The organism is Streptomyces sp. NPDC041200 (assembly GCF_055591805.1).
This window is the reverse complement of record NZ_JBVIZF010000003.1, coordinates 604,947-631,280: the sequence shown is the minus strand read 5'-3', so window position 1 is coordinate 631,280 and position 26,334 is coordinate 604,947. Positions and strand designations below refer to the sequence as shown.

At 70.3% G+C, this 26,334-nt stretch carries 16 protein-coding genes and 3 tRNA genes; 14 read left to right on the top strand and 5 right to left on the bottom strand.

Annotated features, from left to right (window positions below):
- Positions 1-204 precede the first annotated feature (204 nt).
- A complete protein-coding gene (locus tag ACZ6CL_RS12585) occupies positions 205-1,515 on the top strand; it encodes an RNA polymerase sigma factor (protein WP_468934771.1) in 1,311 nt (436 codons plus the stop codon).
- A gap of 40 nt (positions 1,516-1,555) precedes the next feature.
- On the opposite strand, the gene ACZ6CL_RS12580 is transcribed toward ACZ6CL_RS12585, so the two are convergent.
- A complete protein-coding gene (locus tag ACZ6CL_RS12580) occupies positions 1,556-3,019 on the bottom strand; it encodes an FGGY family carbohydrate kinase (RefSeq protein WP_468934769.1) in 1,464 nt (487 codons plus the stop codon).
- Positions 3,020-3,044: 25 nt separating this feature from the next.
- Entirely contained in the window at positions 3,045-3,317 is a 273-nt protein-coding gene (locus tag ACZ6CL_RS12575) for a YtxH domain-containing protein (RefSeq protein ID WP_468934767.1), read from the bottom strand.
- 204 nt (positions 3,318-3,521) lie between these two features.
- On the opposite strand from ACZ6CL_RS12575, the gene ACZ6CL_RS12570 reads away from it, so the two are divergent.
- The 3 genes from ACZ6CL_RS12570 to ACZ6CL_RS12560 all read left to right on the top strand — a co-directional run bounded on the left by ACZ6CL_RS12570 (position 3,522) and on the right by ACZ6CL_RS12560 (position 3,940).
- Positions 3,522-3,594, top strand: a tRNA-Asn gene (locus ACZ6CL_RS12570).
- A gap of 5 nt (positions 3,595-3,599) precedes the next feature.
- Positions 3,600-3,672, top strand: a tRNA-Asn gene (locus ACZ6CL_RS12565).
- Between the two features lie 191 nt (positions 3,673-3,863).
- A tRNA-Ile gene (locus tag ACZ6CL_RS12560) sits at positions 3,864-3,940 on the top strand.
- 488 nt (positions 3,941-4,428) lie between these two features.
- On the opposite strand, the gene ACZ6CL_RS12555 is transcribed toward ACZ6CL_RS12560, so the two are convergent.
- Both ACZ6CL_RS12555 and ACZ6CL_RS12550 read right to left on the bottom strand, forming a co-directional pair.
- Positions 4,429-5,826 (bottom strand): MFS transporter, encoded by a 1,398-nt coding sequence (locus ACZ6CL_RS12555; protein ID WP_468934765.1) that lies wholly within the window; start codon positions 5,824-5,826, stop codon positions 4,429-4,431.
- Between the two features lie 491 nt (positions 5,827-6,317).
- On the bottom strand, positions 6,318-7,211 hold the full coding sequence (locus ACZ6CL_RS12550) for an oxidoreductase (protein ID WP_468934763.1): 894 nt from the start codon (positions 7,209-7,211) through the stop codon (positions 6,318-6,320).
- Between the two features lie 173 nt (positions 7,212-7,384).
- On the opposite strand from ACZ6CL_RS12550, the gene ACZ6CL_RS12545 reads away from it, so the two are divergent.
- Positions 7,385-8,329: a LysR family transcriptional regulator gene (locus tag ACZ6CL_RS12545; protein WP_468934760.1), complete on the top strand. Its 945-nt coding sequence runs from the start codon at positions 7,385-7,387 to the stop codon at positions 8,327-8,329.
- Between the two features lie 515 nt (positions 8,330-8,844).
- Here the strand turns inward: ACZ6CL_RS12545 and ACZ6CL_RS12540 are convergent.
- Entirely contained in the window at positions 8,845-9,231 is a 387-nt protein-coding gene (locus ACZ6CL_RS12540) for a hypothetical protein (RefSeq protein ID WP_468934758.1), read from the bottom strand.
- A gap of 42 nt (positions 9,232-9,273) precedes the next feature.
- On the opposite strand from ACZ6CL_RS12540, the gene ACZ6CL_RS12535 reads away from it, so the two are divergent.
- From ACZ6CL_RS12535 to ACZ6CL_RS12495, 9 genes are all read left to right on the top strand, one after another.
- Positions 9,274-9,768 carry a hypothetical protein gene (locus ACZ6CL_RS12535; RefSeq protein WP_468934755.1) on the top strand — a complete coding sequence of 165 codons (495 nt, stop codon included), beginning with the start codon at positions 9,274-9,276 and terminating at the stop codon, positions 9,766-9,768.
- Positions 9,769-10,014: 246 nt separating this feature from the next.
- Positions 10,015-10,377, top strand: coding sequence for a hypothetical protein (locus ACZ6CL_RS12530; protein WP_468934752.1), 363 nt, complete (start codon positions 10,015-10,017; stop codon positions 10,375-10,377).
- Between the two features lie 519 nt (positions 10,378-10,896).
- On the top strand, positions 10,897-11,841 hold the full coding sequence (locus tag ACZ6CL_RS12525) for a TauD/TfdA family dioxygenase (RefSeq protein ID WP_468934749.1): 945 nt from the start codon (positions 10,897-10,899) through the stop codon (positions 11,839-11,841).
- Positions 11,838-13,673 (top strand): non-ribosomal peptide synthetase, encoded by a 1,836-nt coding sequence (locus ACZ6CL_RS12520; protein ID WP_468934746.1) that lies wholly within the window; start codon positions 11,838-11,840, stop codon positions 13,671-13,673. The genes ACZ6CL_RS12525 and ACZ6CL_RS12520 overlap by 4 nt, the downstream gene beginning before the upstream one ends.
- On the top strand, positions 13,670-17,662 hold the full coding sequence (locus ACZ6CL_RS12515; protein WP_468934742.1) for a beta-ketoacyl synthase N-terminal-like domain-containing protein: 3,993 nt from the start codon (positions 13,670-13,672) through the stop codon (positions 17,660-17,662). Before ACZ6CL_RS12520 ends, ACZ6CL_RS12515 begins: the two co-directional genes overlap by 4 nt.
- Positions 17,663-17,718: 56 nt before the next feature.
- Positions 17,719-22,731, top strand: coding sequence for an amino acid adenylation domain-containing protein (locus ACZ6CL_RS12510; protein WP_468934739.1), 5,013 nt, complete (start codon positions 17,719-17,721; stop codon positions 22,729-22,731).
- Positions 22,728-24,464 (top strand): ABC transporter ATP-binding protein, encoded by a 1,737-nt coding sequence (locus ACZ6CL_RS12505; RefSeq protein ID WP_468934736.1) that lies wholly within the window; start codon positions 22,728-22,730, stop codon positions 24,462-24,464. Before ACZ6CL_RS12510 ends, ACZ6CL_RS12505 begins: the two co-directional genes overlap by 4 nt.
- Positions 24,461-26,095 (top strand): ATP-binding cassette domain-containing protein, encoded by a 1,635-nt coding sequence (locus ACZ6CL_RS12500; RefSeq protein ID WP_468934733.1) that lies wholly within the window; start codon positions 24,461-24,463, stop codon positions 26,093-26,095. Before ACZ6CL_RS12505 ends, ACZ6CL_RS12500 begins: the two co-directional genes overlap by 4 nt.
- A complete protein-coding gene (locus ACZ6CL_RS12495) occupies positions 26,092-26,274 on the top strand; it encodes an MbtH family NRPS accessory protein (RefSeq protein WP_468934730.1) in 183 nt (60 codons plus the stop codon). Before ACZ6CL_RS12500 ends, ACZ6CL_RS12495 begins: the two co-directional genes overlap by 4 nt.
- The last annotated feature ends 60 nt before the right edge of the window (positions 26,275-26,334 follow it).

Genomic DNA, 26,334 nt, shown 5'->3' with positions numbered 1-26,334 from the left:
ACGGGCGACGGCACGGCCGTATCCGGGCCGTGGCCGGGCCGCACGGGACGTCGCGTAATCGGTCGGTCACCGGCCGCTGCGCAAAAAGTGCCCGCACGCCCCTCGTGGCGGGCGTGTGTCGTACTCCACACTGGGTGTGGTGCCTGAGTCCTCGGAGCGCGGCGGTGTTGGCCGGGTAGGCCAGGATCCCCCGCAGATCCGCTCATGATGTACGGGACGGACGGCGGCGTGGCCCGCGCATCCGTACCCGATCGTTCTGCCGCCTCAGTAGCGATCACCCTGGAGGTCGCCCCCGTGCAGACCCAGATCCTCACCGACGCGGCCTCCGCGGCGCCGCCGCAGTCCCGGGCACCGGCGGCCGTGGAGCCCCCGGAACCGCCCACGCTGCCCGGTGCGGCCCTGCCCCCGGACGCCCCGGGCGCCGCCGAGGCCCAGCGCACCGCACCGGACGCCAGGCAGGCCACAGAACCCGCCCCCGCCCCCGGCACCGGACCGGATCCCGACACCGAACCCGAAGCCGGCACCGAACCCGACTCCGAACCCGGACCTGACACCGAACCGGACGACGGCCCCGCCGAGCGCCCCGCACGCGCCGAGACCACTGGCCCCTCCTCCGACCTCTTCCGCCAATACCTGCGCGAAATCGGCCGGATTCCGCTCCTCTCCGCCGCCGAGGAGGTCGAGCTGGCCCGCCGGGTCGAGGCGGGCCTGTTCGCCGAGGAGAAGCTCGCGAACGCCCCCGACCTGGACAGCCAACTCGCCCTCGACCTCGACCGGTTGGTCGTCCTGGGCCGGATGGCCAAGCGCCGCCTGATCGAGGCCAACCTGCGCCTCGTCGTCTCCGTCGCCAAGCGCTACGTGGGCCGCGGCCTGACCATGCTGGACCTCGTCCAGGAGGGCAACCTTGGCCTGATCCGAGCGGTCGAGAAGTTCGACTACGCCCGCGGGTACAAGTTCTCGACGTACGCGACCTGGTGGATCCGCCAGGCCATGTCCCGCGCCCTCGCCGACCAGGCCCGGACCATCCGGGTCCCGGTGCATGTCGTCGAGCTGATCAACCGGGTCGTCCGGGTGCAGCGCCGGATGCTGCAGGAGCGCGGCTACGAGCCCACTCCCGAGGAGGTCGCGGTCCACCTCGACCTCACCCCGGAGCGGGTGAGCGACGTGCTGCGCCTCGCCCAGGAGCCGGTGTCGCTGCACGCGCCGGTGGGGGAGGAGGACGATGTCGCGCTCGGCGACCTCATCGAGGACGGCGACGCCGCCTCACCGGTCGAGTCCGCGGCGTTCCTGCTGCTCCGCGAGCATCTGGAGGCCGTGCTGTCGACGCTCGGGGAGCGCGAGCGCAAGGTCGTCCAGCTGCGGTACGGACTGGCCGACGGGCGCCCGCGCACCCTGGAGGAGATCGGCCGGATCTTCGGCGTGACCCGGGAACGCATCCGCCAGATCGAATCCAAGACCCTCAACAAGCTCCGCGACCACGCCTTCGCCGACCAGCTCCGCGGCTACCTGGACTAGACCGAGAGGGCTAGATCTACTGGGCTAGATCGAGAGTGGCCTAACCCCCGGCCCCGGCCCCGGCCTCGAACGCCCCCGGATGCGTCTGCTCCCGTACTGCCACGTACTGCTGCCGTACCGCCTGCCCCACCGCCAGGTCGTCGCCCGGCTCGAACACCTGGCTGGCGGCCGCGGGCCAGCGCGGCGGCTCGTGCGGGGACAGCGCCCCCTGCGCGGCGCCCAGGGCCCACGCGGCCTGCCGGGCGGCGCCCAGCGCGGCGTAGTCGGCGGGCTGCGGCACCACGATCTGCGCGCCCAGCAGCGCGGGCGCGATCGCCCGTACCGCCTGGAGATCGGCCGCGGGGCCCAGCAGGAACACCCGCCGCACCCCGACCCCGCGCCCCCGCAGGATGTCGAGCGCGTCGGCGAGCCCGCACAGCATGCCCTCGAACGCGGCCCGCGCCAGATGCTCCGGCTTCATGGACTCGCGCCGCAGCCCGGTCAGCGTCCCGGCGGTGTGCGGCAGGTACGGGGTCCGCTCGCCCTCCAGATACGGCAGCATCACCATCCCGTACGAGCCCGGGGTGGACTTCAGCGCGAGCGCCGAGAGCCCCTCCAGGTCCGTGCCCAGCAGCTCCGCCGTACCGCGCAGCGCCCGCACCGCGTTGAGCGTGTGGACGACGGGCAGATGCATCCCGGTGGCGTCGGCGTACGACAGGATCGTCCCGGTGTGGTCGGCCAGCGCCTCGTGGTGGATGGAGAAGACCGAACCCGAGGCCCCGAGCGAGATCACCGCGTCGCCGACCCCCACGCCGAGCCCGAAGGCGGCGGCCATGGTCTCGCCCGTACCGGCCGATATCAGCAGCCCCTCCGGCGTCTGCCCGGCGGGCTGGGCCGGACCGACGACCTCCGGCAGCCGCACCTGGTGCCCGAGCGCCAACTCGGCCAGATCCGGCCGCCAGCCGCCGGTCGCCGCCGACCAGTAGCCGGTGCTGGAGGCCGTGCCGCGGTCCGTCGTACGGCGCAGCGGGCGCCCGAGCAGCTGCCACACCAGCCAGTCGTGCGGCTGCAGCACCTCGGCCACCCGGCGCGCGGCGTCCGGCTCGGACCGCGCCATCCAGCGCAGCTTCGCCACCGACTGGGCGGCGGTCGGCACCGCGCCCACGGCCTGGGCCCACGCGGCGCGCCCGCCCAGCGTCTCGATCAGATCGGCGGCCGCGGACTGCACCCGCCGATCGTTGCCCATCTGCGCGGGGCGCACCAGCGCCCCGCTCCCGTCCAGCGCCAGCAGCCCGTGCTGCTGCGCCGAGACGCCGATGGCCTGGACCCCCTCCAGCAGCCCGCCCTCGGCGGCCTCCCCGAGGGAGAGCAGCCATGACTGCGGGTCCACGTCATTGGGCGAACCGCCGGAGGACGGCTCCGGGTGCGGCGCGTACCCCTGCTTGAGTACGGCACCCGTATCCGTATCGCAGACGACGATCCGTGTGCTCTCGGACGAACTGTCCAACCCGGCGACTATCCCCATGGACCAGATCATGCCACCGCGGTGGCTAGGTGTTGCTGGTGCCCCAGTCGTCCTCCTCCGCCGCGGAGCGCGAATCCCGCTGCGCGATCTTGTCCCGCAGCGGCCGCACCTTGCCGAGCGCCTTCGTGGCGGCCTCCCGGCCGCCCAGCGCGGCGGACTCGGCGGTGTTGCGGACCGCCGGGTTCTGCACAAACCGCTGCGCGCAGGCGCGCAGCTGCTCGTACCGCTCGCGGCCGGCCCGCGTGCCGAACACGTAACCAACAGCCAACCCGGTCATGAACGTCAGCCGGTAGCGCATCGACCTGCCCTTCTGGTTGTCCTATCCGTCGGACCCCGGAGTCGTGCCGCACGTCTACCCGCAGGCGCCGCAGATCACCCTCCGATCACCCACGGGCATACCGATTGGCGGAGCACCCCCCTGCTTGCGCTAATGTATGTGTCGCAGCGAACGCACGCCCTCCGGGAACCCCGGACGGGGGCGCGGTCGAGGCACACGGAGCAATCCCCTGTAGCTCAATTGGCAGAGCAGCCGGCTGTTAACCGGCAGGTTACTGGTTCGAGTCCAGTCGGGGGAGCTCGGTCCCCTGTAGCTCAATTGGCAGAGCATTCGGCTGTTAACCGGAGGGTTACTGGTTCGAGTCCAGTCGGGGGAGCAGCACGGGAGAGGACCCCTGGCGGGGTCCTTTTTCATGCCCTCATCCCCTGTTCACGCCGTGCTCACCCCTTGATCCACCCCTGATCCACGGCATGCGGGCACCCAACACCGGCCCGCCGAAGCAACAGATCGTATGAGCGGCTATGCTGCGGCAGACGGCGCGCACAGATGTGCACGACGCGCCGTTACGGGGCGGTAGCTCAGCCGGTTAGAGCAGCGGACTCATAATCCGTCGGCCGTGGGTTCGAGTCCCACCCGCCCCACCAAGAAAATGAAAATCGATCTGACCTGCGCAAACGCGATCGTAGAGGCGGATTGCGTGAGGCATTTGCCTCAGATCGGTGAGGCAAACGCGCGCCTGTGTGGCCCGGCCGATCCTCCGAGCCCCCTTGTGACCTGGGGTTTTGGGGCAACATCTGGCTGGGATCCGTGGTTGATACTCCCACGGCCCCGATTTCGCACGAGGCGATCTACCTGTCGCTCTACGACTCGCTTCGGCTCCAGGTGATCGACCGCAGTCTCACCCGGCGGCTGCAGTCGGCCAGACCCATGCGCTCCCGAAGATCGCCCGTCGACCCACAGGGCGGGGCGCCATTCGAGGCATGGTGTCCATCAGTGCCCGCCCCGCCGAGGTCGAGGGCCGCAAGGTTCCCGGCCACTGGAAGGGCGACCTCGTGATGGGCACATGGCGCAGGTTCGTATCTGGGCGGGTGAGGACACATGTCCCGTGTCGCGGCGGATCAGCCACCTGTCATCACGGTTGCAAGCCATCAGGGCGCAAGGAGACCGTGGCAGGTTCCGCGGTTCCGGGCACGGGTGTCGAGGGAACTGCGGGCTTCGGGCTGCCGGGCAGGAAGAGTGCCACGCCGAGTGTGGTGGCCACCAGGACGGCCGCCCCGACAACCAGGCTGATCCGCATCCCGGTCATGAAGTGGGCAGAGCCGGCGATCAGTGCACCGAGCAGGGCGACTCCGATCGCGCCGCCGAACTGCCGGGCGGCGCTGAGTACTCCGGATGCGAGGCCGGCCCGCTCGTGCGGCACCGACTCCAGCATCGCCGACGTCAACGGTGGGATCGCGAGTCCGCCGCCGATGCCGAGCGGCACCAGCAGGGTCAGCAGCAAGGGAGTGGGGGTGTCCCGACGGACGAGGAGCAGGCCCAGGATGCCGACCGTCTGGATGACCTGGCCCAGGATCAGTGGGAGGCGCGGCCCGTACCGGTTGGTCAGCTTACCGGCGAGGAGGTTGACCAGGATGGTGAAGGCCGTCATCGGAATGAACATCAGTCCCGCGGTGAGTGCCGAGGCTCCGCGGTGCTCCTGGAAGAAGATAGTGAAGACGAAGACCAGGCCGTAGTAGCCGAAGTTCAGGGCGAGACCCGCGCTGGTGCAGATGGCCAGCGAGGGAATGCGGAACAACGTCAGCGGAACGGCGGGATCACTCTGCCGGGATTCGACCAGGAGGAACGCGCTTCCGGCGAGCACGGCGACCAAGAAGCCGCAGATCGTCGTCGGGCTCGTCCACCCGCCCGACCCTCCGGTGATGACGGCGAACACCAGGGCCGCCAGAGCGAGTACGGCGGTGACCTGGCCGACGGGGTCCATCGAGGAGTGTCCTCGTGGGGAGCGGGGTGCCCGGAGCATGCCGACGAGTGCGAAGACGCCGACCGGCAGGTTCACGAAGAAGATCCACCGCCAGCCGAGTCCCGTGGTGAGCGCGCCGCCGACAACCGGGCCGGCCGCGACCGCCGCACCACCACCGGCGGTCCACAGTGCGATTCCGCGAGCGCGCTGGGCCGGGGAGTCGTACGCCTGGCGGACCAGGGCGAGTGAGGCAGGCATCATCACAGCGGCTCCGGCGCCCTGAATCGCCCGCGCGGTGATGAGCACAGTGAGGTTGGGGGCCAGCCCGCACAGTGCGGACATCAGGGTGAAGACGGACAGCCCGATCGTGAAGGCTCGGCTCGCGCCGATGCGGTCGGAGATGGCACCGGCCGACAGGAGGAGGGCCGCGAAGAGCAGGGTGTACGCGGTGACCACCCACTGCAGTGCGGAGACCTGGCCGCCCCACTGCTGACCGATGCTCGGCAGGGCGACGTTGACCACGGTGGTGTCCAGCGTGATGACGAAAAAGGCCAGACAGGCAACCAGCACTGTGGACCGGAGACCCGGCCGCGGCCGGTTGTCGCCTGTCTCGAGGCCGGACGGGGCACTACCCTTCACGTCGGCTGCAGGCTGCCCGCTCACAGCGCCCCTCCCAAGCGCGCAGGCGGCGACACAAGGCGGTGGAAGCCACCTGTCGCTTCGGCTACTTCACCGGGGAGTGCCACCCCCTCGTCATACACGTCACCGTTGCGGTCCATGGACCTTCCTTCCAGGTCTTGCCGGTGCTCGGTGTGCTGCGAATCCCTCGCAGCCGGAACGACCGACGACTGAGTCACTTCCAACGCGTCTGCCAGGCAGGGCAGTCGACGGGCCGGCCGGGGCACCGGCGGTGTGCGGATGCGGATGCGGAGGCCGAGCCGCCCGGGAGTGTCACGCCCCGGGCTGCCACAGCTTCCGGCAACGGCCTGCCGGCAGGGGCTCTTCCCAGTCCCGCCTCAGCGCTCTGGGACCCACCGCCAGGACCTGACTGTCCGCTCCCCTCACTCCTTGTCGAAGTCGGTGCCCCGGCTGACCGCCTCCCAGGAGGCCGCCTCCTCGCCGGCGGACTTCAGTTGGGCGGCGATGGCGTCGGCGGCGTCGTTGCCGAGGGCCAGCCGCAGCGGGGTCTGCTCGGCGGCCAAGGCGGTCAGGATCGCCGCGGCGGCCTTCTCGGGGTCTCCCGGCTGCTTGCCGTCGCTGTCCGGGAGCCCGGCGCGGACCGGGCCGACCGTCTCCTCGTACGCGTCCAGGGGTGCCGACTGGCGCAGCGCACCGCCGCCGGCGAACCCGGTCCGGAACGCCCCCGGCTCCACGACCAGCACCTTGATCCCGTGCGGGGCGACTTCCAGGGCCAGCGCCTCGGACAGCCCCTCCAGGGCGAACTTGGTGGCCGAGTAGGCGCCGACGCCGGGGAAGGAGAACCGGCCGCCCATGCTGCTCATCTGCACGACGGCGCCCGAGCCCTGGCGGCGCATGTGCGGGAGTACGGCGCGGGTGAGCGCGGCGGGGCCGAAGAAGTGCAGGTCCATCAGGTCGCGGAGTTCGCGGTCGGTGGTCTCCTCGACGGCGCCGAGCTGTCCGCGGCCGGCGTTGTTGACCAGTACGTCGATCCGCCCGTACCAGAGGATCACTTCGGCGACGACGGCGGTGATGCGGGCCGGGTCGGTGACGTCGAGGGCGACGGGGACGACGCGGCCGGGGTGCGCGGCGGCGAGTTCGTCGAGGGATTCGGGGCGGCGGACGGCGGCCACTACGGTGTCACCGGCGGCGAGGGCCGCCCGCGTGATCGCTTGCCCGAAACCGGAGTTGGCGCCGGTGATCAGCCAGACCTTGCCGGTTGCGGAGCGGGTGGGGGCGGCATCGGGGGCAGTAGCGGTGCGGGCGTTGTCGCTCATGGGGGTCTCCAGTGTGGTTCGGGGAAGCTGACCGGGCGCCGGCCCAGCGAACACGGCCGGGGCGGTTTCCCGGCGCGCGTCTCCATTACCGCCGCCGCCCGGCCCCGCCGTCCAAGACAGAGTTCAACACGCTTCATAAAGAGTGTTTATCGCCGCTGGCTATGATCTCCCCCATGGAATTACGGCAGTTGAACTATCTCGTGGCGATCGCCGAGGAGGGGAACCTCGGCCGGGCGGCGGCGCGGTTGTACGTGAGCCAGCCGGCCCTGTCGTACGCGCTGCGGAAGCTGGAGGCGGAACTCGGCGTCCCCCTCTTCGAGCGGCACCCCGGCGGCGTGACACAGACCCCTGCCGGGCGCGATGTGGTGGCCGAGGCGCGCCGGACCGTACGCCAGGCGGACCGTGTCCTCGCCGCGGCGGAACGCCACCGGTGCCAGGAGAAGGCGGTGCTCCGGGTCGGCTTCGAGGCAAGCGGCGCGGGCGAGTTGACCACCCGGGGCCGGGCCGAGTTCGCCCGCCGCAATCCGGACGTGCGGGTGGAACCGAAGCGCTTCGACTGGGGCCAGGAAGCGGCCGCTCTGCGCGACGGCCGGGTGGATGTCGCTTTCGTCTGGCTGCCTGCCGACCTCACCGACCTGCACGCCGAGGTGGTCCACACCGAGCCCCGGGTCGTCGGCCTGCCCGTCGGGCACCCGCTGGCGGGGGGAACGGGCATCGGCATCCTGGACGTCAAAGACGAGCCGCTTCTGTGGACGGAGCGGGCGCCGCGCGAATGGGTCGACTGGTGGGCGGTGAACCCCAGACCGGACGGCTCCGCACCGCACTGGGGCCCGAAGAACGACAATGTCGAGGAGATGCTGGAGCAGGTCGCCGAGGGTGCCGCGATCTGCTTCGCCCCGGCGAGCATGGCCCTGTACTACGCCCGCCCCGACCTGTCCTGGGTCCCGCTCACCGACGTCGAACCCCTTAGGGTCGCCCTGGCCTGGCACGAGGGCGCGAGCAGCCCCCTCGTAAGGGGTTTCGCCGAGGTAGTACGCGAACTCGCCGCCGCTCTGCGGGAGGACGCGAAGGAAGCGGGGACGGCGCAGGCCCGGTCCCGGGATGAGGGCGGGCGGTAAGGGCCGAAGATCGACATGTCATCGGTGGCGAGACCCTGCATCAGGCTCCCGGCACACGATCCCGAGGGCCTCCGGCGGTGGGAGGCTCTGGGCATGACCGTGCTGAGCCCGGCCGCCTACGCAGGCTCGTTCCCGACGCCCCGGTACGCCACCGACTGGAGGTCCTCGCGGTGCTACTTGGCCACCGGTCTTGTCCAAGCGCATCCCTCGAAGGCGTGAGGTAAATGCCTCACCGCGCTGGATCGAGCCGGATCAAGGAGGACACAGCGGGATCGAATCGGATGGAGATGTCCGGTTCTCCGGTAAAACCGCAGGTGAGATGGGTCACCGGTTGAGGTTCGAGTCCCACCCGCCCCACCTAGAAAATCGATCTGACCTGCGCAAACGCGATGGGAGAGGCGGATTGCGTGAGGCATTTGCCTCGGATCGGTGAGGCAAACGCGCGCCTGTGTGGCCCGGACGACCCTCCGGTCCCGCGGAAGGCCGTTTGACGAAGCTGATCTTCACTGGGCAGTTCAGGTGGAGGTGCCTGTGCTCGGCCCAGGGTAGGCACCGACTCGGCATTGCCAGGTGCCTGATTCATCAGGGTCTTCCCAGATGACTTCGTTCTGTGTCAGGCGAGGTCTAGCTGGCCGGTGGCTACCGGGAACCACTGGAAGGCCCACGGAGCAGAGCTCGACGTACGCGTCGGGGATTCTGTCGGCGAGCTGGTAGAGGATGCCCGCCTCGGTTCCGCTGACGTCGACGGAGAACCCGACACCCATACCCGAGCTGTCGGAGGCGAGTACGTCCACGTACCCTTCCACGCTCGACTTGGAGCATGTAGTGGTTGGTTCCTCTGCAAGGCCTGCCCAATGAAGGTCGTGCAGCACCTTCTCGGCGAGTCCTTCGATGTTGGACACCTCGCCTCCTTTTCAAGTCGGTACTACACCATCATCACGTGGATGTGGACCCGTCGCCCCCGAGGAGCGCAGGCGAACGCGCTCTACACCATGCTGAGCCGGGACAAGAAGGAGTCGCACCTCTTCCTTCCTCTGTCCGTCTACGAGACCGACGCCGACCGGGCCCGAGCAGGCGAACCGGAAACCGAGAAGGAGAAGCTGGACCGTGCCGTTGCGGGGCTCATTCGCGAGATCGAGAACGGTACCGAGGAACGCATGATCCTCACCGAGCTGCCGACGGATGCGGTACCAGCTGACCTCCGCGACGTCGTGGACGCCCTGCCCACCCACGGGGCGCTTGGCAGCGGCGACTCCTCCATGAACACCACGCCCCCGGTGGCTACGGACGACCGAGGCACCCACCTCTCGCACGCCGCGCCCGCTACCAACGGGCCTTCCGACACGACTCCGCCGGAGGAACCCCGCCCGTACAAGCACCTCAGCCACGCTGTTCTGCGCGACGCCATTCGCAAGGCGGCCACCGCCACCAGGGCCTGACGGCGCGAGCGGAAAGCATCTCCGAGCTGCGCGAGCTCTCCAGTGCTGCCAGCGATCGCGGGGACGCACAGCCCCGTGCGGACGAGCACATGGAGCAGCTCGAACAGAAGCTCAGCGCCACCGGCCGATTCGGTCGCCCCGTGCTGCGTGGTGATGACCGAGCCCGTGCAGAGGCCGAGTGGGGAGAGCTGCACCAGGCGCGTGACGGGACCACGGCCGAGCTTGACGCGCTCTGTGAGCGGATCCATGGCCTTCGTGCGGTCGCGGGCCCCGGACGACGAGCACGACAAGGTGAAGGCCGACCTCGCGGACTTGGAGTCCGACAAGCCCGCACGACTGCGTCATGCCGTGGGCCAGGACAACGAGCTGGCCAGGTCACGGCGAACGGAAGCGACCAGCGCCCGCAGCACTGCCCAGGGCGCCGCTCATCGGGAAACCGGTCTGCGTCGTGAACTCGGTCGTCGTCATCAGCCGGGCCAAGCGCAGGACGAAGAACAGAGGGCTTCACCGCATGCCGCAGGTTCGTACACCCAGGGCTGCCGGATGGACAACCCGATCCAGCAAGGACACGAGCTCGCCGAAGTGTTGGACACGGATCCGGTGGAGTAGCCGAAGGATGACACGTTCCACCATGCCGAGTGCCCGCTCGTACGCCGAGCTCGGCATGAGGACGGACTACCAAGCGTCGGTCAGGATTGCTCGCGGCCAGCACGTGGCCCCCTGCTCCACCCGCCACAGTGGAAGGACACCTACCCCGCCCACACCGTCCACCAGCGTTCTCCCAGCTCAAGGGCTTCCCTGGAGGAGGGCTACACCCATCGTCGAACTGTTCCCGGTCGTCGCCGATCTCGGCCGGAGCGCGGCACCGGACTTGACCGACCGGCGCGGGAAGTTGGTACGGATTACACGTCCACCCTTCGCGAACTCTTGTCCCTCGTGTTAAAGTCTCGGACGTTGTCGACTGTGCACGGCCTATGAAAGCACTGTGTTTCAAGAGTGTCACCACGGGGGATACTTCGGTCTCGCATTTATGCGGTGACGGCACGGTTGTCACTTGCCCTGGTCTTCCTCCTGCATGACCGTTAGCCGTACAACAGGAGGTGGTGATCAGTGGATTGTCTTCCCTTAGTGATCCATGCCGATTCGGCCGAGTTATCACTCAATGAATGGCTGGCGGCGGAATGGGGGCAAGTACAAGAACGACTGGACCAGGCCGGCGCGTTACTCTTCCGTGGTTTCCGTGTTCCGGATGTGAGTGCGTTCCGCGCCGCCGTGACTGCCGCCGACCCCGAGGTGCTGGACTACGAAGAGCCCTCGACGCCGCGTTCCGAAGTCGACGGCAAGGTCTTCACCTCGACCGAATACCCGAGCGATCAGCGCATTCCGCTGCACAACGAGATGTCCTACCGCAGACGCTGGCCCCGTCTCCTCTGGTTCTGGTGCGGTATTCCGGCCGCACGCGGCGGTGAGACATCCCTCGCTGACTACAGGCAGGTTCACGACCGACTGCCCGAAAAAATCCGCACCGCCTTCGCCGAAAAAGGCGTCATGTACGAGCGGCAGTTCAATACTGGTTTCGATCTGACCTGGCAGCACGTGTTCGGAACCGACGACCGGGGACTGGTCGAGGAGAAGCTGAAGCTCGACGGAGTCGAATTCCGCTGGCTGGGCGACGACCGCCTGCTGACCCGTACGACGGTGGAAGGTGTCGTCACCCATCCCCGTACGGGGACCAGGAGTTGGTTCAACCAGGCCAACCTCTTTCATCCATCGAGCCTCGACGCGGAAGTGCGCGCCGGACTCGAAGCTGCCCTCGGCGCGGACGGGCTTCCTCGCACGGCCACATTCGGTGACGGTTCGGAGATCCCGGAGGAAGTACTCGCCGACATCAGGGCCGCCATTGACGCGGAGACCGTTCTCCCGGTGTGGGAGGCCCAGGACGTACTCGTGGTGGACAACCTTTCCGTGGCCCACGGCCGCGAACCGTTCGGCGGAAACCGCCGTGTGTGCGTGGCGATGACCGGAATCATGGAATCGGCCTACAGGCAGACCAAGATGTGGGGGATCCGGTGAGCGGCAAGACCCTGGCACATTCCTTCTTCGAAACGAGCGAGGTGCATGCCGAGAAGGCGGCGGTGTGCCACGGTTCCTCGATCTGGTCATACCGGCGGCTGGCCCTGGCGGCGGGTGGCGTGGCGCAGAGCCTGCGGCGTCTGGGCGTGCGTCGGGGCGACACCGTGGCCATCCTGCTCGACCGGTCTCCCATGAGCCTGGCGGCTGCCCTCGGGGCATGGGCGGTCGGTGCCGCCTACGCCCACCTGGAGGCGAGCGACCCGGTGGCCAGGAACCTGCGGCTGCTCACGCACTCCGGAGCCCGATGGGTGATCGCGGACGAGCGGAATGCGGACACCGCCCGGCGTTCCGGGCTCGCCGTCCTCTCCGCGAACGACATCACTACCGCGCCGTACGACATCGTCGCGGACCTGGCGACGAGCGACTGCGCTTATGTGGTGTTCACCTCCGGCAGCACCGGATCTCCCAAGGCCGTCGAGGTGGAACACCGGTCTATCGTCAACTATGTCGAGGGCTTTCTGAGACGTGTGACACCGGACGGTCCCACGAGCTACGGAACTCTCACCACGTTCGCGTCGGACCTCGGAAACACCTGCTTGTTCGCGGCGCTTTCCACAGGTGCCCGTATCGACCTCTATGACAGGGAACTCGTCCTCGACCCGCCAGGATTCGCCGCGCGACTCAAGGAACATCCCGTCGAGTGCGTGAAGTTCACCCCCTCGCATCTGTCCGCGCTCGCCGCCGAGGGATCGCTGGGAGATTTTCTTCCGCGGCTCCTCCTGATACTGGGCGGAGAAAGACTTTCTCCGTCCCTCGTCGGAAAGATACACACGGCCAATCCGCGTCTCTCCGTCTTCAACCACTACGGTCCGACGGAGACGACGATCGGTGTGCTGATGCACCGGGTGACAGCCGCAGACGCGGAACGCCACCATGTGCCGCTGGGAACGCCGCTGGACGGAGTTTCGGCACGCGTCCTGGGGCCGGACGGACAGGAAGTGCTCCCCGGCGAAGAAGGCGTCCTCCATATCGGTGGCGTCTGTCTCGCGCGCGGCTACCGGGAAGATGCCGAACTCACTGAGGCCAAGTTCCGGCACACGGCCTGGGGGCGCATGTATTGCACGGACGATGTCGTCAGGGCGGACGACCATGGCTCTTGCGTCTTTCTCGGGCGTGCGGACCGGCAGGTGAAGGTGCGTGGCCACCGCGTCGAACCGGGAGAGGTCGAAAGCGCGCTGCTCGGGATTCCGGGAGTTCGCCAGGCGTGGGTGACCGCGGAGCAGGAAAGGCCGGAAGCGACAGCCGATCTCGTCGCCTACGTAGTGGGCGGTCCGAGTCCCGAGCTGGTGCTGAGAGAAACCCAGGAGGTGCTTCCCGCAGGACTGTTGCCGAGCCGTATCCACACCGTCGAAGAGATTTCGCTGACGCCCAATGGGAAGGTCGACACGGCCGCATTGCGCAACGCCGTCGCATCGTCCCGTGGTGCGTCCGACGCCTCTCCGTCAACGGTGAGGAAAGTGACTGCCGACGGGTCGGAAGAGGGCGCACCGCTCAAAGCCGCGGAAAAAATCATCGCCGACATCTGGTGCACTGTACTCGGCCGGGAACAGGTGGGCCTCGATGAGAAATTCATGGAGATCGGCGGAAACTCCTTCAAGTCCCTGATGGTTTTCGGGAGGTTACGGAAAGAATTCCCCGACCTGGCGATCGGCCAGCTCTTCGCCCACCCCACCGTCGCCGAACTGGCCTCGGCGCTCGCCGGCGACCAGGGGAAGCCCGCCCCGGCCACGGAGCCGGTGCCGCTCGGCGAGACGACGGTGGTCGAGCTGTGACCCGTAGTGACCTGGACCCCGCCGCCGACACTCGGATCGCCATCACCGGCATCGCCTTCGAACTGCCGGGCTGCTCGAACTGGGCCGAGGTCATCGACGTACTCCGCGAGGGCCGCGACCTCGTGCGCCCCATGCCGAAGGAACGAGCGATCACGACCCGGGTGCGGATTCCCGACGACGCCCGTGAAGGCGGCTGGCTGGACGACATAGCCGGCTTCGACCACCGGTACTTCGGTCTCTCCCGGGCCGAGGCCGAGCTGATCGACCCGCGCCAGCGGCGCATGCTGCGACTCGCCGTCCAGGCCGTGACCAACGCGGGGTACACGCCGGCGGAGCTTCGCGGCGGTCGTGTCGGCGTGGTCGTCGCGGCCAACGGCGGACCGCAGCCGAGCCTCTACGACCTGCTCGATCCCGCGGAGCAGGACAACGGCCTCGCCTTCACGGGCAGCCTGCAGGCCCTCGCCGCGGGCAGGATCGCCTACCACCTCGACGCGCGGGGCCCCGTGCTCAGCGTCGACACCGCGTGCTCGTCCTTCCTCGCAGCCCTCCACCAGGCGCGTGGCGCCCTGGCGCGCGGTGAGTGCGACGCGGCGCTCGTCGGCGGGTGCGAGATGGTGCTGGGCCCCCTGCCACGGCGGCGGAACACGGGTGACGAACTCGGGGTCGATTCCCCCACTGACCGCTGCAGACCCTTCGACGCGACCGCGGACGGCGTGGGTTTCGGGGAGGGTGGGGGCTTCGTACTCCTGAAGCGGCTCACGGACGCCGAACGCGACGGCGACCACGTGCACGCCGTGATTCTGGGCAGTGCCATGAACTCCGACGCGGCGCGCAGCAACGGCATCACGGCGCCGAGCCCGGTGGCGCAAACCGCCGTGATCCGCGAGGCGTGGTCGGACGCAGGCATCTCCCCGGAGTCCTTGGGCTACATCGAAGCGCACGGGACGGGCACCCGGGTCGGCGACCCGATCGAGATCCAGGGACTCGCGGGGGCGCTCGAGGGCACGCTGGCCGTGCTGCCCGTGTCCTCCGTGAAGGCCAACTTCGGGCACCTGGCGTGCATGGCGGGGCTCTCCGGTCTGGTGCGGGTCCTGGCCCAGTTCCGGGCCGGTCGCCTCTTTCCCACCGCGCACCTGAAGGAGCCCAACCCGCTGCTGAACCTCGACGGCGCACCGGTGCGGCCGGTCACCGAGACGACACCGTGGCCCCCGTCCGACGGCCCGAGGCGGGCGGGTGTCAGCGGCTTCGGCCTGAGCGGCACCAACGTGCACCTGGTGGTGCAGGAGGGGCCGCGGCAGCCCGCGACACCCCGGCGACCGGCGGTGGGCCTGCCGATGGTTCTCTCGGCGCGTGACGAGGCGGGTCTGCGGGCCCAGCTCAGGCAACTGCGCGCACAGGTCGCCACCGACCCCCAGGGGTTCGACACCGGCACGGCGTCCACCGTGCTGGCCTGGGGGCGCGAACACTTCGCACACCGCTGGGCCGACGTGTGCACGGACGGGCCCGAGCTGCTGGAACGCCTCGACCGCGCGCTGACCGCACCCCTGCCCCACTCCCGCGAACTGTCCGTGGCCCTCGTCCTCGGCGGCGCGGGCCGGGTCTCCGACGCTGACGTGGAAGCGCTCGCGCAGGTGTACGCGGGTGCCGCCAGGGTTCTCTCCGAGGCGGAGCGGATCGCCCGGGAGACCGGACGAGCGGCGCACGGGAGGCCCTCCTGGTCCTCCGCCGAGCTCGCGGTCCTGCACGGCGCCGCCCGGTACGCGGCGCTCGTGGACCTCAACGTGCCCGTTCCCACACTGCTCGCGCACGGAGCCGGCACGGCAGTCGCCCGTTGGGCCGCAGGAGAGACGGACCTGCGCGGCGCACTGGACAGGGCGTCGGAGGGAGAGCGGACGGCGGAACCCGTCAACACGGAAAAGCTGCGGGCCGTCCTGGACGGGGCGCCCGAGGGCCGGCTCACCGTTGCGGGGCACGACGGCAGCGTGCTGGAGTCGGCGCTCGGCGATGCGGCCGCCCCGCTGGACCTCGCGCAGGCGCTGGCCCGGCTCTACGCGCACGGCCACACCATCGACTGGAAGCACGGCCTAGTGGGACCGCCGCAACGCCGGATGGAACTGCCCGCGGCCCCGTTTTCGGAGGAGCCGTGCTGGCCGGCGACCCGTACGGACGACGCCGCGGACGCTTCCGAGCGGCAAATGCCGCAGGAGGGCGCGGACGCCCCCGGGCGGCATGCGTCGCACGAGCCCGCGCCGAGCCGGAAAGCGGAGTCCGTCGTCGACATGGTCCTGCGGGTGACGCGGGAGGTCCTCGGCGAGGAGGAACTCGCCCGCGACGACGACTTCTTCGCCGCGGGCGGCAATTCCATCAACGGCGTTCAGCTGGTCAACCGCCTAAACGCCGGGCTCGGCACCGAACTGGACGTGCTCGACCTGCTCGACCAGCCCACGCTCGGCGACTTCGCCGACCATGTCGCCGACCACGCTCCTCGGACGACCTCGCCGGACCCACGGGAGCAGGGCTCACCGCAGCCGGGCACCCCCGATCCGGGCAAGGAGCCGGAGACGGGTCCCGACACGGATCCGCGCGGCACGACGGACCGTACGTCCGCGTCCCTGTCCGGTCAGCAGACCGCCATCTGGGCGGCCCTGCGGCTGGCGCCGGACTCGGCGGCGTACACCGTGCCCGTGGTCTTCGAGCTGGAGGCGCCGGCCGATCCGCGGGAGCTGACGACGCGCCTGGAAGGGATACGCCGACGTCACCCCATGCTGCGCTGCTCCCTGCGGGAGAGGGCTGACGGTACGGTGGCACAAGTCGTGCACCCCGCCGACCGGCATCCCGTGCACCTGGAGACGAGCACCTGCGAAGCCGCCGACGAGGCGGCACTCATGGAAGAGGTCCGCAGGCTGGTACGACTGCCCCTGGACCCCTACGAGCGCCCACCGGGCCGGTACCACCTGCTGACGGTCACCGGAGCTGACCGGCCCCGGCAGGTCCTGGTCCTGCTCTTCCACCATCTCTTCTTCGACGGCTGGTCCTGGCGGATCCTGTTGCGGGAACTGGGCGGGGACGCGGATCAACCCGCACCGGCCCGCACCTATCTCGACTACGCCGAGGAACAGCGGGACCTGCTGGCCGGGCCGCGAGGCGCCGAACTCACCGCGTTCTGGTCCGAGTACCTTGCCCGACTGCGTCCGGCGGAACTGCCGCGGGACGCCGAGGGCGGCTACGCGGACTCCATGGCGCTGACCGGTTCCAGTCTCCCTCTCCGCATGGAGCAGGACACCGTCACCGGGCTGCGCGAGCTGGCCGCCCGGGAGCGGGTGACCCTGCACATGCTGCTGCTGGCCGCCTGGTCGGCCCTGCTGTGGAAGATCTCCGGAGCCAGGGACGTCTGTGTGGCGACTCCGGTCGCCGCTCGAGGGCCGCAGGACGAGAACGTCCTCGGCTGCTATGTGAACACGATCCTGATACGGGTGCCGCTGAAGCCCGAGGAGCCCTTCGCGGAGCTGCTCCGGACCGTCCGCGAGTCGTCCCTGAGGGCACAGGCCCACCGGGACCTGCCCACCGACCAGGTGCTCCGTCTCGCGGGACTCGCCGGCCAGACGGGCGCGGACACCATGTTCGACTTCCAGAGCGGCTTCACCCCACTGCGCCGCATCGGCGGCGACGGACCGGCCGTCCGGATGCTCGACATCGAGCCGGACGGCGCGAAGTTCGCCCTGAACCTCGGCTGGGTCGAATACGGTGACGAGCTGCAGGCAGGGCTGGAGTTCTCGACCGAACTGCTCCGCGAGGAAACAGTTCGGCGGTGGCTCGGGGACTATCACCGCATCCTCCGCGGCCTGGCCCGTGAGGGGCTGACCGCCGACCTGTTCACTCTCCTGGACTCGGCGCCCGTGGCGAGGGCACGCACCGTCCTGCCGGACTTCGCGGCACTCGACCCCGAGGGGGACGACACCGCCCGCCGGCAGTCGGCCGCCGACTTCTGACACCAATCGTCTGAGCTCGTGAACTCCGGGCTCCCCACATCCGGGACGGAAGGACGATGGCACACTCCCTCTTACAGGGTCCCCTCGCCGTACGGGACTTCTGGCTGGAACGCGCGGACGCTGTCGCGGACGCCGAGGCGGCACTCGCCGACGCCCATCTGGCGTCCGGACCACGGGCCGTCGAGGCCCGTACCCGCCCGGGTGCGAGCGCCCGGGCCGAACTGCCCGCCTCCACGGCCGCACGACTGCGGGACATCACCGGTGGCAGTCCCGAACTGGTGTGGACGGTCCTGGCCGCGGCCACCGCACTGGTCCTGCACCGCTTCGGCGCGCCGACGTCCGTGGCCGTGCGCCTCGGCGAACCGTTCGGAACCGGGCTGCCCGTGCTCCTCGAAGTGAACACCGAACTGAGCTTCAGACAGTGGCTGGGCACGGTTCGCGGCGCTCTCGCCGAGGTGCTGGACCACGTTCCGGCCCCCAACCAAGAGGTCCGCCTGCCCGACGGCCCCCTGCGGGTCGTCGTCGGGGACACCGAGGCCTCGCAGGGGGTGGCGGTCCACTTCGACGGCGAGCGCGTGACCGTCACCAGCGGCGTGGATCTCGCCGCCGGGGGCGAGGACCTGGCCGCCGGCATCGCCATGGCGATGAGTACGGGACTGTCGGACCCGGGCCTCGCGCTGGCCGACATCGGGCTGCTGACCCGGGACGTCCGCCACCGCGTCCTGGAGGAGTTCAACTCAGGTCGGCCGCCCGAACCGGGCCCGGACTACCGTGACCTGCTGCTCGCGCAGGCCCGGGCGCACCCTGAGGCGATCGCCGTGGACGACGGCATCCGGTCGGTCACCTACGGCGAGCTGTGCCGCCTGGCGACGGGCATTGCCCTGGAGCTACGGGCCGCGGGCGTCGTCGCGGACACCCCTGTAGCGCTGAGCGCCCCCAGAGACACCTGGTTCGTGGTCATGGCCGTTGGCATCCTCTTCTCCGGCGGCGCCTACATGCCGATCGACCCGACGCTTCCCACGCTGCGCCGGCAGCAGATGCTGTCGTCGGTCCGCGTGCTGGTGGGCGCGCCCACCGAGGCGGCGCCGGTGTCGTGCACGGTGCTGGAGCCGCGAGGACTGACCCAGCGGGCTCGGGCGTTCGACTGCTCACCGGAACGTTCGGCGCGGTTGCTCGGGCCGCCGCCGGGGAGGCGGGACCTCGCCTATGTGATCTACACCTCCGGATCCACGGGCCTGCCCAAGGGCGCCTGCATCGAACACGGTTCGTTCCTCGCCCTGATGGCCTTCCGGGTGGCCGACTGCGGGCTGCGTCCGGGCGTGGAACTGCCCCAGACCGCACCGATGTCCTTCGACATCTCGGTGTGGCAGATGTTCAGCCCCCTGACCGCCGGAGCCACCGTGCACGTCGTGTCCGAGGAGACGGTCAGGGATCCGGCCGCGCTGGTGGACCTGATGGTCCGGCACCGCTTCGAGTACGTGGAACTCGTCCCGACGGTGATCGCACTGCTGCTCGACCACCTCGCCGACCGTCCTGAGCAGGCGAAGACCCTGCGCGGGCGACTGCGCGGGGTGATCTCCACGGGCGAGGTGCTCAGTGTGGAACTCGCCCGCCGCTGGGCGGCGTCGATGCCGACCGTTCCGCTCCTGAACGCCTATGGACCCGCCGAGTGCACGGACGACGTCACCCAGGGCGCGATCGACCCCGGCAGCGGAGCTCATGCCGCCGTGGGCCGTCCGCTGCCGCACGCCCGGATCTATGTGCTGGACGACGATCTGGAACCGGTGCCGGTAGGGGTGACCGGCACCATCCATGTCGGTGGCGTCTCGGTCGGCCGGGGATACCTCGACGACGCCCGGCGTACCGCCGCCCACTTCCTGCCGGACCCGCACGACCCGAAGCCGGGCGGCCGCATGTACTGCACGGGAGACCGCGGGCGATGGCGGGACGACGGCGTCCTCGAATGCCTCGGGCGCCAGGACACCCAGGTCAAGCTGCGTGGACGGCGGGTGGAACTGGGCGAGATCGAGCGCACCCTCGAGGCCCACCCGGATGTCGCGGCGGCCGCCGTGCAGGTCGTACTCCGGGGCGCGGCAGAGCGACTCGTCGCCTTCGTGGTTCCGGGGCAGCGCCAGGACTCCGGCGGACTCGCCCGTGACGTGGTCGGTTTCGCGTCCGCCCGACTGCCCGCCTACATGGTCCCCTCCGAAGTCCACGCCCTTGGGGACCTTCCCCTGACCCGCAACGGCAAGGTGGACCGGAAGGCGCTCACAGCACTCGCCGAAGCGGACCGGACCCCATCGGCGTCGCTGCCGGGAAGCCCCCGCGTCGCGCCGCGCGACGACACCGAACAGCGCCTGTGCCGGCTGTGGGAGAAGGCACTCAGGGTGCCCGTCGGAGTCCGGGACGACTTCTTCGAGCTGGGCGGCGACTCGATCGTGAGCATCAGGGTCGTCCAGGAGGCCGCGCGCCAGGGCATCGTGCTGCGCCCCCGGCACTTCTACACGCACCGCACCATCGAGGAGCTCGCACGTCTGGCCACCGGCTCCCTCACCGCGCACGAGGCCGAACCCGTCGGCGCGGTCGCTCCGCTGACCCCCGTCCAACGCTGGTTCTTCGCACAGGACTTCGCCGAGGCGCAGCACTGGAACCAGTCGTACGTGCTCGCCGCCGCGGAGCCTGTGGACGCCGACACCGTGGAGCGCGCCCTCCACCACGTGGTCGAGCGCCACGATCAGCTTCGCGTCCGGTTCACCGAGCACGACGGCGAGCTGCGGCAGGTCATGTCCGAGCCGCCGCGGGATCTGCTGTGGCGGTACGACGGGGAGGGACCGGCCGGCCGCACGGCCGCCGAACTCGCGGACGCCGCGCACGCCTCGCTGTCGCTCGACGAGGGACCTGTGCTGCGGGCCGTGCTCCTCGACGAGCGCCGGCTCCTCCTCACCGCCCATCACCTCGTTGTGGACCAGGTGTCATGGGACGTGCTGCTGTCCGAACTGGAGATCCTTTGCTCGGGCGGCACACCGGAGGCGCTCGGGCCGCGCGGAGCGGGCTACTTCGCCTGGGCCCGCCGCCTGGCCAGGACCGAGTCACCGGCGGCGACGGCCCCCGGCATCCCGGAGCAGGCACCGTGGGCGGTGCTCACCACGGCCGACACGGTGGCGAATCTGTACGGCGACCGGGCCCACGTCCGGTTCATGCTGGAACCCGACGTCACGGCCAGGCTGGTGAAGAGGGCCTCCTGGGAGAGCGAGCGAGGCGTGCCCGCCGCGTTGCTCACGGGGCTGGGCAGGGCCCTGTCGGCCGTCCACGCGCGCGGGACGCTGCCCGTCGAGGTGGAGCGTCATGGCCGTACGGTGACCGACGAGAGCATCGACGTCTCGCGCACGGTCGGCTGGTTCACCGTGCTGGACGGGGTGGAACTGCCCGTCGCGCCGGACGTGACATGCGCCGACACCGCGACGGCGCTCGACGCGGCCCGTCCCGCGTACGACACACACCACGCCGTCAGCTTCAACTACCTGGGGACACTGGAGGAAACCTCCGGCGACGGGCTCTTCCGCGTCACGGAGGACCTGGGAGAGCGGCGTTCGCCGCGTGGCCACCGGCCCTACGAACTGGAAATCAACGCGTTCATCGCGGACGGCGCGCTGACCGTGGACATCGAGCATGTACCCGGGCGGCACGACCAGGGCGAACTGGACGCGCTGCTCACGCGGTGGCGTACCTTCCTGGCCGGGTTCGCGGGCGCACCCGAAGACGACGCCGTGGCCGAAACGGCCCTGGACGTCGGGGCACTGCACCCGCTCACCCCCACCCAGCACGCCTTCTTCGCCCGTGACCTGCCCGACCACCACCACTGGAACCACGGCGTGCTCTTCGACGTGGCCCCAGACGAGAGCGAGGAGAGGACCGCGCGCATCCTCTCGGATCTTCTGCGCCGTCATGCCGCACTCCGCACGCGGTTCGTACGGACCCCGCACGGGACGATGCAGGGGGCGGCCGAGAACGTGGACGTCCCCCTGGACGTCCACGACCTGCGCGGACACGACCCGGAGGCCGCCACGGCACGGATGCACGACCTCGCGACGCGGCTGCACACCTCGCTGGACCTCCACCTCGGGCCGGTCCTGCGCGCGGCACTGTTCCGCAGGGACGGCGCGGCGGACCAGCTGCTGCTCGTGATCCATCACGCCGTGATCGACCTCTACTCGTGGAACGTGCTCGCCGAGGACCTGACCCGCCTGCTGGCCGGCGAGACACCGGAAGCCCTGGACCCCCCGGGCTCCTCGTACCACACATGGGCCTCCGCACTCGCGGCTCATGTACGGCGGGCACCCGAGAGCCTCGGCCTGCGTCACTGGCGGAAACTCGCGCGTGCCGACCGGGTGCCGTGGTGGCCCCACGACGACCGTGGCACCGAGGAGCACACCCAGGTGGTGTGGAGGGAACTGGGCCGGGAGGACACCCGCCAGTATCTCGAGGCCGCCCGGAGAAGAGGACGCCCGCTGTTCGCCTGTCTGCTGGCCGACTTCGCCGAGGCCGGCGCCCGGTGGCTCGGCGAGGACAAGGGGGACCTGCTCGTCGAACTCGGCGGGCACGGCCGGGAAGACCTCTTCGCGGAACTGGATCTCAGCCGGACCGTCGGCTGGTTCACCACGTCGTATCCGCTGCTTCTGCCGCTGCCGGGCGACGCTGGGCCAAGCGTCCACCTGGAACGGGTGGCACACAGGCTCCAGGAGGTGCCGCAGCGCGGTCTCGGCTTCGAGGCACTGCGCCATCTCCATCCGGATCCCGCCATCCGACAGGAACTGGCGGCGCTGCCCATCCCCTCCGTGCGCTACGACTTCGATGGCGAGCTGGAGCACCTCGACGCCGTCTCCACCGAGGGGACCGGACAGTGGAAGCCGCCCGCCGCCGAGCGGGCGTATCTGCTCGACATCAACACGTCCATCACCGCCCGCCGGCTCCAGATCCGCTGGCAGTTCAGCAGCAGGGCCATTCCCGGCCACCGGGTGCGGGAGCTGGCATACCACTACACCCAGACACTGCGGGGAAACGCGAAATGACGTCGGAGAAAACCAGGGGCGGCCCACGCCTGTTGTGGGAATCGATCCGCCCGGTCGGACGCACGGTCGCCGGAGGCTTCGCCGTCCTCGCCGTCGCCCTCGGCTGCTCCCTGGCGGGCCCATTGGTGGTCCGTGCCTACGTCGACGGGGCGACAGGAGGCGACACGTCCTCCCACCTCGTGACGCTGGCCCTGGCCTACCTGGGGATCGCGGCCCTGGGCGTCGGCGCGAACACGCTGGCGGGATATCTCGCGGCGCGATCGGGCTGGGGCGTCGCGGACCTGATCCGTCGTCGGCTGTTCCACCACGTGGTCGTCGACCGGCCGGTGCTCGAGGCGGAGAGGAGGTCGGCGGGTGAGGTCCTGGAATCCGTCGAGGGCAACTCCGACGTGATCGGGGAGACGCTGGCCGAGGCCGGGTTCCGCGTGATCGGCAATTTGGGACTGGCCCTCGGCACGGTGCTGGTCATCATGACGGTCGCGCCCGCGGCCGGTGCGGGCGTCGCGGTACTGCTGGTCATCATCACCCTCGTCCTGGCGAGGCTGACACGGCTCGCCGTACGCCGCTGGGAGGGGGCCCGCACGCGGAAGGCCGAGGCGTTCGGCTTCATCGGCGACGCCCTGACCGCACGGGACGACCTGCTGACGCTCGGCGAGTCCCGGTGGGCCGTCACCAGGACCCGTGGCCTGCTCGCCGACCTGCTGGTGCGCGAGCGCCGGGCCTACATCGGCGGACGCGCCTTCTGGCCCTTCACCCAGCTCTTCTTCGCTCTCAGCTTCGGCGTCACCTTCGCCTTCGGACTGCGCGCGCTCGGAGCGGGCGACATCAGCGTCGGCACCCTGGCCATGATCTACCTCTACATCGACCGGCTCGGCGAACCCCTGGAGGACCTGTCCTCGCAGATGGACCAGGTACAGCGCATGCTGGCCTCGCTGTCGCTCGCGGCACGGATGCTGAACGAGCACCAGCCCGGCGAGACGACGGCACCGGTCCACGAGAGGTTGCCCGAGGGGCCGCCGGCCGTGCGATTCGACGACGTCTCCTTCGCGTACAGCCCCGGTACGCAGGTTCTGCGCGAGGTGTCCTTCACGGTGCAGCCGGGGGAGGCGATCGGCATCGTGGGCCGCACCGGCTCGGGCAAGAGCACCCTGGTCAACCTGCTGTGCGGCCTGGCCGAACCGCAGCAGGGGCGGGTACTCATCGGCGGCGTCGCCGCCTCGCGCATCGCCCCGCGGGACATGGCCTCCCGGGTCTCCGTCCTCGGCCAGCACCCGCACCTGTTCTCCGCGTCGGTGCGGGACAACCTGACCCTCTTCGACGACGGCATTCCCGACGAAGCGGTGTGGACGGTCCTCGACGACCTCGGCTACGGCGACTGGGTCCGTGGCCTGCCGCAAGGGCTCGACACGCTGGTCGGCGCCGGAGGACGCACGCTGTCCGAGGGCGAGGCACAGGTGCTCGCCGGGGCGCGGGCGCTCGCCCGCCCCTCGTCGCTGTTGATCATCGATGAGGGGACGTCACGGTTGGACCCGGAGACCGAGGGGGTCTGGTCACGGGTGGTCGACCGTGCGCGCACGGACCGGACGGTCGTGATGGTGGCCCACCGGCTCGCCACCCTGCGAAGCGTCGACCGGATCGTGGAGATGGGAGATGGCGCGGTCGTGGCGATCCGCTCCGGGGGCACGGGCGGCCCCGACGCCGTTCAGGATATGGAGTCGGGGGTGCTCTCGTGACGACCTTCAAGGAACCGTTCGCGCGTTTTCTGCTGTCCGTGGGACGCCGGCATCCAGGGCTCTACCTCGCCAGCACGGTGGTGTGGACATTCGTCCACGGACTGCCCCTGCTGGTGGGCCTGGGCGTCGAGGCGCTCCTCGACAAGTCCGTCGACTCGCCCACCGCCGGCTCCACGTGGTGGCTGCTCGCCTTGGTCGTCGGTGTCATGGCCGCAAGGGCGGTCGTCCTGGTGGTGGGCCTGGGCCTGGACTTCACTCTCATCTTCAGGACGAGTGCCCACCTCAAGACGGAGGCGCTGACCGGGGTCGTGGGCCGCTCACGGGCCCGGGGCCCGCGGCTGGAGGAGGGCGACCAGCTCAACCGGCTGCGCGAGGACACCGACGAGATAGCCGAGTTCCTGGGCTGGACCGCGGACCTCTTCTACCGCACCGTTCTGCTGCTCTTCGCGCTCGCCGTCCTGCTGAGCACCGACGTGGTGGTCACACTCTCGCTGCTGCCCCTCATCGGCGCCGTATGGGTGAGCACCGTGCTCAAGCGCAGAGTCGGCGCCCTGCAGGAGCAGACCCGCGCGCTGCAGGGCCGGATCGCCGGAAGCTTCACCGACCTGCTGGGAGGCATTCGCGACATCCGGCTCGCGGGCACGGTGCACGGACGCGTCGAGGCCCTCTCCCGCCGGTTCACCGAGCGCCGTAAGGTGCAGGCCAGGCAACAGATCGCCGCCGACCTGCTCTCCGGCCTGTTCCAGAACATGGTCACCATCGGTACGGCGATCGTGCTGACGGTGGTGGCCGGCCGCATGGCCCGCGGGGACTTCTCCGTCGGCCAGCTCGCACTGTTCCTCACCTACACGAGCTGGCTGAGCGAGCAGGTGTTCTTCTTCGGCCGGGCCATGGCCCGCGCCGAGCAGGGCCGGGTGTCCTACGACCGGCTCCGGGAACTCGCCGACGGCGAACCGGCCTCGCCCCCGGCCCACTCGTCCCCGCTCACCGAACTGCGCGTCGAACAGCTGGCCTGCGACGGCCGTTTCGGCCCGGTGTCCTTCACCGCGGCCGCCGGCAATCTGGTGGTCGTCACCGGCGAGGTGGGTGGCGGCAAGAGCGCGTTCGTCCAGGCCCTGCTCGCCCTGGCGCCCGGCACGGACGGCCGCGTGCTGTGGAACGGACAGGACGTCACCGGGGACGCCGGCTGGTGGCGGGCACCGCGTGTGGCGTACGCCGGCCAGTCGGCCCGCTTCGTACGGGGCACCGTCTGCGACAACCTCCTGCTCGGTGGTACGACCGCGGACCCCGACCGGTTGCAGGAGGTGCTGAGCGCGGTGCGCCTCGGAACCGGGCCGGGGTCCGCCGAACTGCCCGACGGGCTGGACACGGAGATCGGTTCCGGCGGGGCCAGCGGGCTGTCCGGCGGGCAGCGCCAGCGGCTGGCCCTGGCGCGCATGCTGTGCCGCCCCGCCGAGATGTACGTCGTCGACGACTGCGACTCCTCCCTCGACGCGGAGACGGCACGCCGGATCTGGGCCGATCTTCCCCGGCGGTGGCCGGCCGTCTGGATCGTCGTGTCGCACAACCCCGAACTGCTGGCGGCGGCCGATCAGGTCGTCCGGCTCGACCGTGTGCGGGTGGAGTCATGACGTACCAGGTGGTCGTCGACGCCGCCGGACGGCACTCCGTGTGGCGCCTGGCCAAGCGGGTGCCACCGGGCTGGCGTGCCACGGGCTTTCACGGAACGCGCTCGGAATGCCTCGATCACATCGCGCGGGAATGGGCCGACATCCGGCCGCAGGACGGCGCCGGGAGCGGGACGGCGTGACCCGGGGGAGAGCGGACGCGCCACCCGCCGGCCGTCCGGTCCCCATCGAAGAGCTACCAC